Annotated in this window: 10 protein-coding genes and 1 riboswitch; of the genes, 6 read left to right on the top strand and 4 right to left on the bottom strand. The window is 72.7% G+C overall.

Features of this window, described 5'->3' with window-relative positions:
* Positions 1-49 precede the first annotated feature (49 nt).
* A complete protein-coding gene (locus tag DFQ13_RS04500) occupies positions 50-1,195 on the top strand; it encodes an exonuclease SbcCD subunit D (protein ID WP_110078930.1) in 1,146 nt (381 codons plus the stop codon).
* Positions 1,192-4,152 (top strand): AAA family ATPase, encoded by a 2,961-nt coding sequence (locus tag DFQ13_RS04495; protein ID WP_110078929.1) that lies wholly within the window; start codon positions 1,192-1,194, stop codon positions 4,150-4,152. Before DFQ13_RS04500 ends, DFQ13_RS04495 begins: the two co-directional genes overlap by 4 nt.
* On the opposite strand, the gene DFQ13_RS04490 is transcribed toward DFQ13_RS04495, so the two are convergent.
* Positions 4,149-5,618, bottom strand: coding sequence for an AlkA N-terminal domain-containing protein (locus DFQ13_RS04490; protein WP_110078928.1), 1,470 nt, complete (start codon positions 5,616-5,618; stop codon positions 4,149-4,151). The two genes, DFQ13_RS04495 and DFQ13_RS04490, sit on opposite strands and share 4 nt — an antisense overlap.
* A gap of 144 nt (positions 5,619-5,762) precedes the next feature.
* Positions 5,763-8,984 carry a S8 family serine peptidase gene (locus DFQ13_RS04485; protein ID WP_110078927.1) on the bottom strand — a complete coding sequence of 1,074 codons (3,222 nt, stop codon included), beginning with the start codon at positions 8,982-8,984 and terminating at the stop codon, positions 5,763-5,765.
* Positions 8,985-9,326: 342 nt separating this feature from the next.
* On the opposite strand from DFQ13_RS04485, the gene ychF reads away from it, so the two are divergent.
* Genes ychF through DFQ13_RS04470 form a run of 3 tightly spaced genes read left to right on the top strand, consistent with a single transcriptional unit; the run spans position 9,327 to position 11,071 of the window.
* Positions 9,327-10,400, top strand: coding sequence for a redox-regulated ATPase YchF (gene ychF / locus DFQ13_RS04480; protein ID WP_110078926.1), 1,074 nt, complete (start codon positions 9,327-9,329; stop codon positions 10,398-10,400).
* A 54-nt stretch (positions 10,401-10,454) separates the two neighbouring features.
* Entirely contained in the window at positions 10,455-10,658 is a 204-nt protein-coding gene (locus tag DFQ13_RS04475; RefSeq protein ID WP_110078925.1) for a ribbon-helix-helix domain-containing protein, read from the top strand.
* A complete protein-coding gene (locus DFQ13_RS04470) occupies positions 10,655-11,071 on the top strand; it encodes a type II toxin-antitoxin system death-on-curing family toxin (protein ID WP_110078924.1) in 417 nt (138 codons plus the stop codon). The genes DFQ13_RS04475 and DFQ13_RS04470 overlap by 4 nt, the downstream gene beginning before the upstream one ends.
* A 48-nt stretch (positions 11,072-11,119) precedes the next feature.
* Here DFQ13_RS04470 and DFQ13_RS04465 read toward each other — a convergent pair whose 3' ends face one another.
* Positions 11,120-12,106 (bottom strand): epimerase, encoded by a 987-nt coding sequence (locus DFQ13_RS04465; RefSeq protein WP_110078923.1) that lies wholly within the window; start codon positions 12,104-12,106, stop codon positions 11,120-11,122.
* Between the two features lie 523 nt (positions 12,107-12,629).
* Between DFQ13_RS04465 and DFQ13_RS04455 the strand changes: the two genes are divergently transcribed.
* Positions 12,630-12,983: a hypothetical protein gene (locus tag DFQ13_RS04455; protein WP_110078922.1), complete on the top strand. Its 354-nt coding sequence runs from the start codon at positions 12,630-12,632 to the stop codon at positions 12,981-12,983.
* A gap of 3 nt (positions 12,984-12,986) precedes the next feature.
* Here the strand turns inward: DFQ13_RS04455 and DFQ13_RS04450 are convergent, their stop codons facing one another.
* A complete protein-coding gene (locus tag DFQ13_RS04450; protein ID WP_035280680.1) occupies positions 12,987-13,280 on the bottom strand; it encodes a 4a-hydroxytetrahydrobiopterin dehydratase in 294 nt (97 codons plus the stop codon).
* Positions 13,281-13,326: 46 nt separating this feature from the next.
* Positions 13,327-13,440, top strand: a riboswitch (TPP riboswitch).
* The last annotated feature ends 1 nt before the right edge of the window (position 13,441 follow it).

The raw sequence follows: 13,441 nt of genomic DNA, 5'->3' as shown, positions 1-13,441 counted from the left end.
CGGCGTGTCTGCCCCGGCCGGGCGCGCCGACGTCCTACCGTGGTCGCTCATGCGCGTGCTGCACACCTCCGACTGGCACGTCGGGCGCACGTTCCACGGCCGCGACCTGCTCGCCGAACAGGAGACCGTGCTCGGCGGCCTCGCCGACCTGGTCACCGACGAGCGCGTCGACGCGGTCGTGGTGTCCGGCGACCTCTACGACCGCGCGGTGCCCTCCGCCGAGGCGGTGGCCACCTGCACGCGGGTGCTGGGCAGGCTCGCCGAGGCGGGCGCGCGGATCGTGATCACCCCGGGCAACCACGACTCGGCCGCGCGGCTGGGGGCGTTCGCCGGGTTCGCCGAGGCGGGCGGGCTGCACCTGCGCACCACCGCCGCCGACCTGCACCGGCCGGTGCTGCTGGCCGACGCGCACGGCCCGGTCGCCCTCTACGGCATCCCCTACCTCGAACCCGAACCCGCCCGGCACGCCCTGGGCATGCCGGAGCTGCGCGGGCACAGCGGCGTGCTCGGCGAGGCGATGCGCCGGGTGCGCGAGGACCTGGCCGGGCGGCCGGAGGGCACGCGGTCGGTGGTCCTCGCGCACGCCTTCGTGACCGGGGGCGAGATCAGCGACTCCGAGCGGACCATCGCCGTCGGCGGGGTGCCGCACGTGCCCGGCTCGACCTTCGACGGCGTGGACTACGTGGCGCTCGGGCACCTGCACGGCCCGCAGGTGCTCGCGGAGAACCTGCGCTACTCGGGCAGCCCGCTGGCGTACTCGTTCTCCGAGGCCCGGCAGCGCAAGTCGGTGTGGCTGGTGGAGCTCGACGCGGGCGGGCTGCTCGGTGTGGAACGGCGTGAGCTGCCGGTGCCGCGCGAACTGGCCTCGGTGCGCGGGGAACTGGAGGACCTGCTGGTGGACCCGGCGCACGAACCGCTGGTGGACAAGTTCCTCAGCGTGGAACTGACCGACCGGGTCCGGCCGCTGGACGCCATGCGCCGGTTGCGGGAGCGGTTCCCGCACGCGGCGCACCTGGAGTGGAACCCGGAGGGCGGGACGGCGGAGCTGCGCTACCGCGAGGCCGTGCGCGGCAAACCGGACGAGGAGGTCGCCTGCTGCTTCGTCACCGACGTGCGCGGCAGCGAGCCGACCGGGACCGAGGAGGCGCTGCTGCGCGAGGCGCTGGCCGCCGTGGCCGCGGAGGGTCGCCGGTGAGGCTGCACCGGTTGGAGCTGTCGGCGTTCGGGCCGTACGCGGGCACCGAGGAGGTCGACTTCGACGTGCTCGGCGCCGAGGGCCTGTTCCTGCTGCACGGCGACACCGGCGCGGGCAAGACCACGTTGCTCGACGCGGTGGCGTTCGCGCTGTTCGGCTCGGTGCCCGGGATGCGCGGCGAGACCAAGCGGCTGCGCTGCGACCACGCCTCCGCCGACCTGCACACCCAGGTCGCCCTCGACCTCACCGTGCAGTCGCACCGGCTGCGGATCGTGCGCTCCCCGGAGTACGAGCGCCCCAAGAAGCGCGGCGCGGGCGTCACCACGCAGAACGCCAAGGTGTCGCTGAGCTGGGTCGGCACCGCCCCCTCCGGGCACGCCCCGGACGGCATCACCCGCATCGACGAGGTCGCCGACACCGTGGAGCGGCTCCTTGGCATGACCAAGGACCAGTTCTTCCAGGTGGTCCTGCTGCCGCAGGGCGACTTCGCCCGGTTCCTGCGGTCGAGCACCGACGAGCGCGAGACGCTGCTGGAGAAGCTGTTCGGCACGCAGAACTTCGAGCGCGTCGAGCGCTGGTTCCGCGACCGCCGCCAGGAGCGGCGCCGCGAACTGGACCGGGCCAGGGTCGGCGCGGGCGAGCTGCTGGCCCGCTTCGCGCAGGCCGCCGGGGACGAGCCGCCGGAGGAACCGGACGTCGAGTGGCTGGACGGGGTCGTCTCGGCCGCGGCGGTCCTGGACCGGGAGACCTCGGCGGCGGTGGAGCGGACCGCCGCCGTGCGGACCGAGGCCGAGGAGGAACTGGCCCGGGGGAAGTCGCTGGCGGAGAAGGCGCGGCGGGTCCGCCGGGCCACCGACGAACTGGCGGAACTGGCCGCGCAGGCCGGGGCCAGGGCGGCGTGGCGCGCGGAGCTGGACGACGCCCGGCGGGCGCAGCCGGTGGTGGCCGCCGAGGAGCAGTCGCGGCGGGCCCGGCGGGCCGTCGAGGTCGCGGAGGCCGCCGTCCGGCAACACGCGGACGCGGCGGAGCGGCACGGGCTCCCGGTGTCCTCGGACGTCGAGGAACTGCGGGCGCTGGCCGGTGGGCTGCGCGAGGAAGCCGGGGCGCTGGGCGGGCTGGTCGCCGAGGCGGACCGGCAGGAGCAGGACGAGGAACGGCTGTCGGCGCTGCTGCGGCAGGTCGGGTCGGCGGAGGACGAACGGGTTCGCGTGGCGTCGCGGCTCTCCGGGTTCCCCGAGCGGATCGCGGCGGCGCGGGAGGCGCTGGCGGAGGCCACCGCGGCCAGGGCCGCGGTGGACGGGCTGCGGGCCCGGCGCGACGAACTGGCCGCCGCCGCGCGCGACCGGGACGGGCTGCCGCGCGCCCGCGCGGCCCTGGAGGACGCCCGGGACCACGACCGCGAGGTCGTCGACGCCCACCAGGACGCCCGCGAGCGGGTGCAGGTGCTGCGGCAGGCGCGGCTGGACGGGATGGCGGCGGAACTGGCCGCCGGGCTGGCCGACGGGCAGCCGTGCCCGGTCTGCGGGTCCGCGGCGCACCCGGTGCCCGCGCACCCCTCGGACGTCGTGGCCACGGCCGCCGACGAGCGGGCCGCGCAGGAGGCCGAGCAGGAGGCGCTGCGGGCCAGGGAACGCGGGCGGGAACAGGTCGTCGCGGCCCAGGCGGCGGTCGACGCGCTGCTGGCGCGGCTCACCCCGTGGGCGGAGGTCGACCTCGACGCCGAGTCCACCGAGGTCCGCACCCGGTTCGAGGCGGCCCGCGAGGCCGCGGCCCGGTTCGAGGTGCTGGGGAAGGAACTCCAGGACGTCGAGCAGGACGCCGAGGGGCTGCGGGCGCGGCGCGACGAGCTGGACCGCACCCTGGCGTCGCTGGGGTCCACCCGGGTGCAGTTGGTGGCGGTGATCGCGGAACGCCGGTCCACGGTGGAGCGGGCGCGCGGGTCGTTCGCCACCGTCGCCGACCGGGTGGGCGACGTGCAGCGCCGGGTCGCGCTGGTGGACCGGCTGGCGGACGCGTGCGCCGCGCTGGCGGCGGCCCGGGAGCGGGTGGTCGAGCAGGAGCGCGCGGTGCGCGACGCGGTCACCCTCGCCGGGTTCGGTTCACCGGGCGAGGCGCTGGGCGCGGCCCGCGAGGACACCGTCGTCGACAAGCTCCGGGGCAGGCTCGCCGACGCCGCCGCCGCGGAGAAGCAACACCGGGCGACCCTGTCGGACCCGGACCTGTCCGGCGTCCTCCCGGACACGGCGGTCGACCTCGGGCCACTGGTGGAAGCCGCCGCCGTCGCCCGCGCCGACGCCCAGCAGGCGTACGCGTCGGCCCAGCAGGCGCACGCCCGCTTCGTCGACGTCCGCGACCTCGGCAAGCGCCTGCGCGCGGCGTGGACGGCCCTGGCCCCGGTGGAAGCGGACTTCGCCGAACTCGACGCCCTGACCGACGTGGTCAACGGCCGCGGCCAGAACGCCGCCAAGATGTCGCTGCGCTCCTACGTCCTCGCGGCCCGCTTGGAGGAGGTGGCCCTGTCGGCCTCCGCCCGCCTCCGCGAGATGAGCCAGGGCCGCTACTCCTTCCAGCACTCGGCGGCGGCGGGCAGGCACGGCACCCGCGGCGGCCTCGGCCTCGACGTCCTCGACGACTACTCCGGCCGGGTCCGCCCCGCCAAGACCCTCTCCGGCGGCGAGTCCTTCATCGCCTCCCTGGCCCTGGCCCTCGGCTTGGCCGACGTGGTCGCCGCCGAATCCGGCGGAGCCCTCCTCGACACCCTCTTCGTCGACGAGGGCTTCGGCACCCTCGACGCCAACACCCTCGATGACGTCATGACCATCCTCGACGACCTCCGCTCCGGCGGCCGGGTGGTCGGCCTGGTCTCCCACGTCGAAGAACTCCGCCAACGCGTCCCCGTCCGCCTCCGCGTCGCCAAGGCCCGCACCGGCTCCACCATCCAGGTGACCGGCGTCTAGGGCTCCGGTGTCGCGCGGGCCGTGGCCCGCCACAGGTGCATTCCGGCGTAGGAGCGCCACGGGCTCCACAACCGCCCACGATCCCCGGAATCGTCCGATGTGGACATAGCGGGACCCGCGCCCGTCCGCACCGCGATGTCGTTGGGCGGCAGGATGTCCGGCTCCCCGAGCAACCGCATGACCACGTACCCGGCGGTCGACGGCCCGATCCCCGGATAGGACTGCAACCGGGACCGCAACGTCTCCGGATCAACCCCCACGTGCAACTCCAGCTCCCCGGAAGCGATCGCGGCGCACACGGCCCGGATCGTGTCCACCCGCCGGGTCGGCCCCGCCAACACCTCCGCCCCCCGCTCGGCCACCGCCGCCGCCGACGGGAACAGCGTCGTCAGCTCACCGTCCGGCGCGGGCAGCGGCTCACCCACCGAGTCGCTCAACCGGCGGGCGGCGGCCCGGGCCGCCGACACCGTGAGCTGCTGGCCCAGCAGGGCGCGCAGCACCGTCTCGGTGCCGTCCACGCTGCCGGGGACGCGGATGCCGGGGATGGCCGCCACCGACGGGGCCAGGGCCGGGTCCGCCGCCAGCACCCGGTCGATCGCGGTGGGGTCGGCGTCGAGGTCGAAGAGGCGGCGGAGGCGGGCCACGGCGGTGCCCAGGTCGCGCAGGTCGGCCAGGCGGAGGGTGCACTCGACGTGGGTGCCCGCGGGGCGCAGGTGGGCGGTGGCGGGGCCGTGCGGCAGGCGCAGGGTGCGGGCGTAGCGGCCGGGGGAGGCGCTCTCGACCCCGGGGATGGCGCGGGCGCCGAGGAACGCCAGGATGCCCGCGGCGTCGAACGGGGTCCGCACGGGGAGGCGGAGGGTGACGCGGCCGGGGGTGGCGGGGTGGCGTCTTCGCCCGACCCGGCGGCTCGCGGCCGTGCGCAGCTCCGAGGGGGTGGCGGCGAACACGGAGCGGACCGTGTCGTTGAACTGGCGGACGCTGGCGAAGCCGGAGGCGAACGCCACGTCCGACACCGTCAGCGCGGTCGTCTCGATCAGCAGCCGGGCCAGGTGCGCGCGCTGCGCCCTGGCCAGCGCCAGCGGGCCCGCGCCCAGCTCCGCGGTGAGCACCCGGGTCAGGTGCCGCTCGGAGTAGCCCACCCGCCGCGCCAGGCCCGGCACGCCCTCCCGCTCGATGACCCCGTCGAGGATCAGCCGCATCGCCCGGCCCGCCAGGTCGCCGCGGGTGTTCCACTCCGGGGAGCCGGGGACGACGTCGGGCAGGCAGCGCAGGCAGGCGCGGTAGCCCTGCTGCTGGGCCGCCGCGGCGGTGGGGAAGAACTCGGCGGTGCGCCGCCGGGCGGTGGCCGCCGGGCAGGCGGGCCTGCAGTAGACCCCGGTCGTGCGGACAGCCAGGATGAGCTGCCCGTCGAACCGCGTGTCGCGGACGGCGGCGGCGCGGTGGGCCAGCTCCGGGTCGATCAACACCGGACCATGCTGCCGGCGGCGGACCCGCTGGTCTGGCGAGAAAGAGACATGTGCCTCGGGTTGGCGGAAATGACAACGGGGACCTGCCCGGAAGGGCAGGTCCCCGCAGCCGTCGGCCACCGGGTGATCACCCGGTGCGGCAGGTCACGAAACCGCTTGCACGACCACGTCGCCGGAGCCGACGAGCACACCGGCGTCGGTGCGCACCTCGACGTTGCCCAGCAGGACCCGGCCCGCGGCCGGGGCCAGGTTCGCCGTCACCGTGCCCGGCACCGTCCAGGACGCGCCCGCGGCCCGGTTGGCGTTGGCGTCGGTGACCGCCACCGACCCGAAGGCCGGGTTGGTGAACACGTCGAGGTAGTCGTAGTCCGTGGTGCCCGCGGGCACCGCGTAACCGTCGACCAGCGCCACGTAGGTGCCCGCCGCCGGGTTGGCGATGGTCACCTCCTCCTCGGAGTCGCCGTCGGCCGACTGGCCCACCAGCGCGCACGACGGCGCGCAGCGGTACACGGCCAGGTCGAGGTCGGCACCCGCGTCGGAGGTGTTGCCGATCTTGACCCGCAGCGACGTGGAGCCCGGGCTCACCGCGATCTGGTACTGCTGGCTCGCGCCGTCCGCGATGGACAGCACGCCCTTCTTGGCGCTGCCCAGGTTCGTGCCGCTCGCCTTGCCGGTGAACGGGCCGAACAGGTTCTTCAGCGTGTACGTCCTGGCGACCGGCGTGCCCTTGGTGGCCGAGGCGATCGTGTCCGGGTTCGGGGACACGGTCGCGCCGAGCACCGAGGCGGTCAGCGTGAACGGCGCGGTGGCGGCGTCGGAGGTGCGGCGGGCCTCCACCACGATCTCCCACACACCCGCCTGCGGGTTGCTGACCGTGCGGCTGGTCGGGTCACCGGCGTCGCAGCCGGAGACCGACGGGTTGTAGCAGTTCGGCGTGGAGTTGGACTCGATGCCGACGCCGTACGGGTGGAACCGCAGGAAGCGGATCTGGCCCGCGCCCGGGGTGGTCCCGCCGCCCTGCAGGTCGACCTTGAACGCCGGGGTGCCCGGCGGGACGCGGAAGAAGTACGACTTCGACTGGTTGCGGCCGATCTGCCCGCCGTTGCGCACCGTGTAGCCGTTGGCCGCGGTGAAGTCCTGGGCCGCCACGACGGTGTTGAGGGTCTGGCCGTCGATCGCCCCGGTCGTCGGGCTGTCCAGGTTCATGATCGCGGAGTGGATGCCCGCGGTCCCCGCCTTGACCGTCACCGGGAACTTGACCGCGCTGTTGAGCGGCAGCGTCACCTTCTTGTCGGAGCTGAAGGTGCCGTCGTTGCCCACCCAGTCGACCTTGTAGGTCACCGGCGAGGCCGGGCCGCTGGTGCGGGTCAGGGTGTAGGTGCGGGTGTAGGTGTCACCCGGCTTCACGCCCTCGCGGTCGTTGATGCCGACGCCGACGCCCGGGGTCTTGAGGAAGGCGGACAGCGCGGTGTTGACCGGCACCGAGGTGGTGATGTCGACCGTGCTCGGGTTGTTCTTGAGCAGGTTCCAGGCCTTGCGCACGTCGATCAGGCCGTTGCCCTGCTCGTAGGCGCCGAGGCCGTTGACGAACCGGGCGGTCGAGTAGAACGCGGCGCGGATCTGCGCCGCCCCGGCCGGGACGCCCTTGGCCTTGGCGGCGCTGACCAGCAGCGTCGCCGCGCCCGCGGCCTGCGGGGAGGCCATCGAGGTGCCGTTGAACTGGGCGTAGCCCGGCGGCAGCTCGTAGGTGCCCGCCACCGGCTGGCCCGGCTGCCAGGTCGGCACGGTGGAGATCGCCGAACCCGGGGCGACGATGTTCGGCTTGAACCCGCCGTCCTCGCGCGGACCGCGCGAGGAGAAGCCGTGCAGGCTCTCCGAGACGCCCAGGTCCGAGCCGTAGTTGCTGCGCCAGGTCTCCTTGGTGATGTAGGAGCCCACGGAGACGACGTCGGTGGCCACCGACGGGTCGCCGACGGTGTTCGAGCCCGCGCCGGAGTTGCCCGCGGAGATGAACATGTTCACGTCGTAGGTGTTGATCAGCCGGTCGTACAGCTCGGCGCGCGCGTTGTTGGCGTCGTTGAGCGCGGGCAGGCCGCCGATCGACATGTTGATCACGTCGACGTTGGCCACCGACGCGGCGTAGATCATGCCCTCGAGCAGCGCGTGGTTGGTGCAGCCGTCGACGAACAGGCAGACGCGCACCGAGACCAGGTTGGCGCCGGGCGCCGCGCCGTTCACGGTGCCGCCGAAGAGCCGGTTGCCCGCGACGATGCCCGCCACGTGCGAGCCGTGCGCGCCGGAGACGATGCCGATGTTCACGGCCTGGTTGGCCGGGTCGGTCTGCACGACGAACGGCATCGACTCCTTGACCGCGGTGGCCGGGTTGTCGGTGCCGAACTGGCCGATGTCGTACTTGACCTTGTAGTCGGTCATCGGCTTGTCGTCGGCGAAGGTGCCGTTCTGGTTCGTGTCGACCCAGACGGTGCTCGTCGCCGGGTTCCACAGCACGCCGAAGGTGCCCTTGGACCCGGCCGGGTTGCCGTCGCGGTTGACGTCGGAGCCGACCTCGCCGCCGAGGCGGGAGTCGCGCTCGTCGAAGGTGCCGATGCGCAGCTCGCCGGTCTCGCCGGGCAGGCCTTGGGCGGCGCCGGTGGTCTTGGTGGTCATCAGCAGCCACGTCGGGTCGTCGTCGTTGTTGACGCCGCCGGTGAACGTGGGGTCGGTGTAGGTCACCCAGTCGGTGATCTTGCGCTGCCCGGTGCTGGTGGTGTTCAGCGACGGGTGGGCGAGGTCCACACCGGAGTCGATGATGGCGACGGTCGTGCCGCGGCCGTCCCAGGTGGGGTGGTCGTTGACGAACTGCGCGGCGTTCGTGTCACCGATCGGCATGTACGGGTTCACCCGCGGCGTCGCCGGGCCCGGGGCGGGCTGCGGCGTCGGGTCGACCGCGCCCGCGGGCTGCGGGTCCGGCAGCGGGACGTTCTCGTCGAGGTCCAGCGCGCTGACCCCGGGCAGCTTGGCGATCTTCTTGACCTGGTCGACCGGGACCTCGGCGCGGACGTAGCCGATGTCGTCCTTGCGGTACTCGACCTCGGCGCCCGCCCTGGTCAGCTCGTCGACCTTGGCCGCGGAGCCGCCCTCGGTGGTGCTGATCAGGACCTTGACGGTCTTCTGGCCCGCCTGCCGGGCCTTGTTCAGCAGCTCCAGGTCGTGCTTGCCGATGCCCTGGCCCTCGTCGGAGGGTGCCGGGGTGGACGGCGCGGCGCTCGCGTTCGGGCCGGTGGCGAGCATGACGCTGGCCAGCGCCGTGCTGAACGCCATGCCGAGGGCGATGCGGCGTCGCCGTCGCCATTCGGGTTGGATCATCCCACGTTCCTTCTTCCTCAGCGGGTGAGCTGGGCGCGCGTCTCCCACGACCGGGTGTACGGACGACAGCAGGGCGCTCACGGAGTGTTGTTCGCCGTCTCGATGGTGACTAGCGTCCAATTGGGCTAATCCGATCGAGTGGTCAAACCCGTTTCCGCACGGAGGGTGGCTCCATCGCTGCGAGCGAGGCGATCGTTACCAAGCGAATGGGTGCTGTACTGCGGATGTACGGCCCAGTCCAAGCGACGATGAGTGACCAAAACTGGGAACGGTGTTGGTAACTATTTGGCTTCCCGGACGGGTGGGCGAGCCCGTCCGGGGCGGACCGTAGACTCCTGACCCGTGAGTTTGACCCTCGGCATCGTCGGCCTGCCCAACGTCGGCAAGTCCACGCTGTTCAACGCCCTGACGAACAACGACGTGCTCGCGGCGAACTACCCGTTCGCCACCATCGAGCCCAACGTCGGCATCGTCCCGCTGCCCGATCCCCGGCTGGACAAGCTGGCGGAGGTGTTCGGCAGCGAGAAGACCGTGCCCGCCGTGGTGTCCTTCGTCGACATCGCCGGGATCGTCAAGGGCGCCTCGGAGGGGGCGGGCCTGGGCAACAAGTTCCTCGCCAACATCCGCGAGGCCAACGCCATCTGCCAGGTCATCCGCGTCTTCGACGACCCCGACGTCGTCCACGTCGACGGGGTGGTGAACCCCCTGTCGGACATCGAGACGATCAACACCGAGCTGATCCTCGCCGACCTCCAGACCCTGGAGAAGGCCATCCCCCGCCTGGAGAAGGAGGCCCGCACTCGCAAGGAGGCGCGCCCCACCCTCGACGCGGCCACCGCGGCCAAGGACATCCTCGACTCCGGCAAGACCCTCTTCGCCGCGGGCACGGACGTCACCCTGCTGCGCGAGCTGTCCCTGCTCACCACCAAGCCGTTCCTCTACGTCTTCAACGCCGACGAGTCGGTCCTCACCGACGACAACCGGGTCGCCGAACTGGCCAGGATGGTCGCCCCCGCCGACGCGGTGTTCCTGGACGCGAAGGTCGAGTCGGAACTGCTGGAACTCGACGAGGAGTCCACCAGGGAACTGCTGGAGTCCGTCGGCCAGACCGAACCGGGCCTCAACGCCCTCGCCCGCGCGGGCTTCCACACCCTCGGCCTCCAGACGTACCTGACGGCGGGCCCCAAGGAATCCCGCGCCTGGACCATCCCCCAGGGCGCCACCGCCCCCCAGGCCGCGGGCGTCATCCACACCGACTTCGAACGCGGCTTCATCAAGGCCGAGGTCGTCTCCTACGACGACCTGGTCGAGGCGGGCTCCATGGCCGCGGCCAAGTCGGCGGGCAAGGTCCGCATCGAGGGCAAGGACTACGTCATGTCCGACGGCGACGTGGTCGAGTTCCGCTTCAACGTCTGACCCGTGCCGTTCCCGCCTTAGTTGATCATGATACCACGATGGCATCATGATGGTATGGCAATGACACTGAGGCTGGATGAAGAGCAGGAGCGTGCTCTGACCTTGCTCGCTGAAAGCCATGGGGTGAGCAAGCACGAAGCGATCGTGCGGGCGATCACCGAGGCCGCGGCCCGGTCGGTCCGTGGTGACCGGGTCAGGGCGCTGTCGCAGGACGGGCGCGAGCGGTACGCGTCCTTGCTCGATCGCCTGGCGCAGTGACGATCGAATACCTGACCCTGGACGACCTTCTCGCCCTCGCGGCCGATCTGGGTGTATCCCACGTCCGGGACGTGGGATTGCTCGACGCGGCGGCGCACCGGCCGCAGTCTTCGCTCATGGGCCAAGACGCCTATCCGAGCTTGGACGGGAAAGCGGCGGTGCTCCTGGAATCCATCGTCCGCAATCCCCCTCTTGTCGACGGCAACAAGCGGCTGGGCTGGATGGCTGTCTTCGTCTTCTATGGTCTCAATGGCGTTGATCTGGAAGCCCCGGAGGACGACGCGTACGACCTGGTGATCGCGATGGCGACCGGGGCCCTGGTCTACGAGGAAGCGGCCCGGCGCCTCTCGAAGTGGATTCGCCCAGAGATTGCTCCACCGCGTGGTCCAGCCGAGTTCCGCTTCAACGCCTGATCCCCCGCGAACCTGCGCGACGGCATCTGGACGCCGGTGCGGGGGACGTCACACAGTTGACGGTGACGTGTCAGGTTGACTCCGTGCCCGGGTCCGCCGCGCCAGGTCGGTGGCGGCGTCCTCCCAGCGGGGGAAGTCGAAGGTGAACCCGCTGTCGAGCAGGCGGCCGGGGACGACGCGGCGGCTCTTGAGCAGCAGTTCGGTGTCCGACCGCAGGGCGAACGCGCCGACCTCGGCCATCCACTTCGTCGCGGGCAGGCCGATCGGCATCCGCCAGGCCCGGCGCAGGGTCCGCATGAACTCGCGCTGCGGGAGCGGTCCGGGGGCGGTGAGGTTGACCGGGCCCGCCAGGTCGTCCCGGGTGAGGAGGAATTCCACGGCCCGGAGGAAGTCCCGGTCGTGAATCCAGGAGACGTACTGCCGCCCGCCCGCCACCGGTCCGCCGAGGCTGAGCCGGGCCATCCAGGACAGGACGTCGAAGACGCTGCCCCGGTCCGGGCTCATCACCATGGCGGTCCGCAGGGCGACCTTGCGGGTGTCGGGGGTGGGCGCCTGCTCCTGGGCCAGTTCCCACCGCTTGGCGATCTCGGCGCTGAACGCCCAGTACCCCGGCACCCCCGGCTCGGCGCCCGCGATGATCCCGGTGGCCTCGTCGTTGGCCCGGTCGAACCGGTGCGCGTAGATCGTCGCGGTGCTCATCTGCAACCACACCCGCGGCGGCGCGGAGGCCTGGGCGATAGCCGAGCCGACGGCCCGCGCGGAGTCCACCCGCGAATCCATCATCTCGCGCAGGTTCGCCTCGGTGTAGCGGCAGCTGACGCTGCGCCCGGCCAGGTTGATCACCGCCGCGCAGCCGTCGACCTCCTCCGCCCAGGGGCCGACGGTGCGCCCGTCCCACCGCACCGATCGGACGCCGCCCCCGAGGTCGACCCCGGCCCGCCTGGTCAGCACGACCACGTCGTGCCCGGCCGCCGCCAGCGCCCGGCTGAGGAATCCCCCGACGTTCCCGGTCCCGCCGGGCAACACGATCTTCATGCGAACACCCCCGCGGCCACGCTACGCCGTTTCGACCGAGCGCGAATCCGCTCCGGAGGGCCTGGATGCCGCCCCGCGCAATGGAACCAGGGGGCGTGGCCCGAAAATGAGCTGGACCCGCCGCCTCGGGACGACCGGGTCCGGGCGCTGTCGGCCGCCAGCGCTGCGCGGGCCTGCTCGACCGGCTCGCCAGTGACCCCGGACCACCTCGCACTGGGCGACCTGGAGTTCCCGGCGGGTGACCTGGGCACGCGCCCCGGGTCCGCGACCCCGGGCTGCTCGACTCCGCCACTCACCGGCCACGGACGTCGGTGCTGGGAGAGGACGCCTGCCCCAGCGTGTTCGAGAAGGCGGCCGCGCTGCTGGAGTCGTGGCCCCGGTCTGCCGGGCTCGCCGGGGCGAACGCCCGTTGAGGTGGGCAGCTCGGGCGCGATAAGTGGGCAAGGTCTCAGGTTTTCACGCTTGCGTGCGCGGGTTGCGGCCACGGGGTAACGGTCACCGAGTGGATCACGACTTCTCACCCATGGTGACCGAACAGCTCGTGGCGATGTTCGAGCGGGACGCCCGTCTGGGCGTGGACACGCTGGTGGAGATCGGCTACGACCCCACCGCGTTCGAGTGGATGATCGAGGAGTTCGGCGCGGTCGGGGCGACGCGGCGGGTGGTGCTCGACCCGACGCCGTCGTTCGGGCTGTGGCGGTTGAAGGATCGGGGGTTGCTCGCGCACAGCGTGGAGATCTCCACCCTGCTGCCCTGGTACGCGCCGCTGTTCGACGAGGCGGTGCGGGACGCGGCGTGGCGGAAGTTGGAGTTGCTGGGCGTGGACGTGCGGGCGGAGGTCGCGAAGGTGGGGAGTCCGCTCGTCGGGGAGGTGTGAGGGTCAGCCCAGGGCGTCGAGGACGGCGTCGATCTCGGTGGCCAGGGCGACGTCGAGTTCGGTGATGCCGCCCTCGCTGTGGGTGCTGAGGGTGAACTTGAGCGTGCGCCAGCGGATGTCGATGTCCGGGTGGTGGTCGTCGCGCTCGGCGATCTCCGCGACGCGGTCGACCACCTGGATGGCCTGGGGGAACGACTCCAGTTCGACCTCCCGGACCAGGGAGCCCTCGCCCCGGCTCCAGTTCGGCAGCGTCCCCAGTGCCTTGCCCTGCTCGTGCTCGCTCAACAGTTCCGCCATGGCCCCCATGGTGGCCCTTCGCGCCTGCCCGCGCTGGGCGTAGGGTCGGGGTCGCCACGGGAGTCCGGTATCGGCCGGGCTGAGAGGAGGGCCACCCAGCCCTCGACCGTACGAACCTGATCGGGGTCATGCCCGCGCAGGGAGGTCCTCGTGGTGTGCAC

This window comes from Actinokineospora spheciospongiae (assembly GCF_003182415.1).
Classification (GTDB): Bacteria; Actinomycetota; Actinomycetes; order Mycobacteriales; family Pseudonocardiaceae; genus Actinokineospora; species Actinokineospora spheciospongiae.
This window is presented reverse-complemented; position numbering and strand designations above follow the sequence as displayed.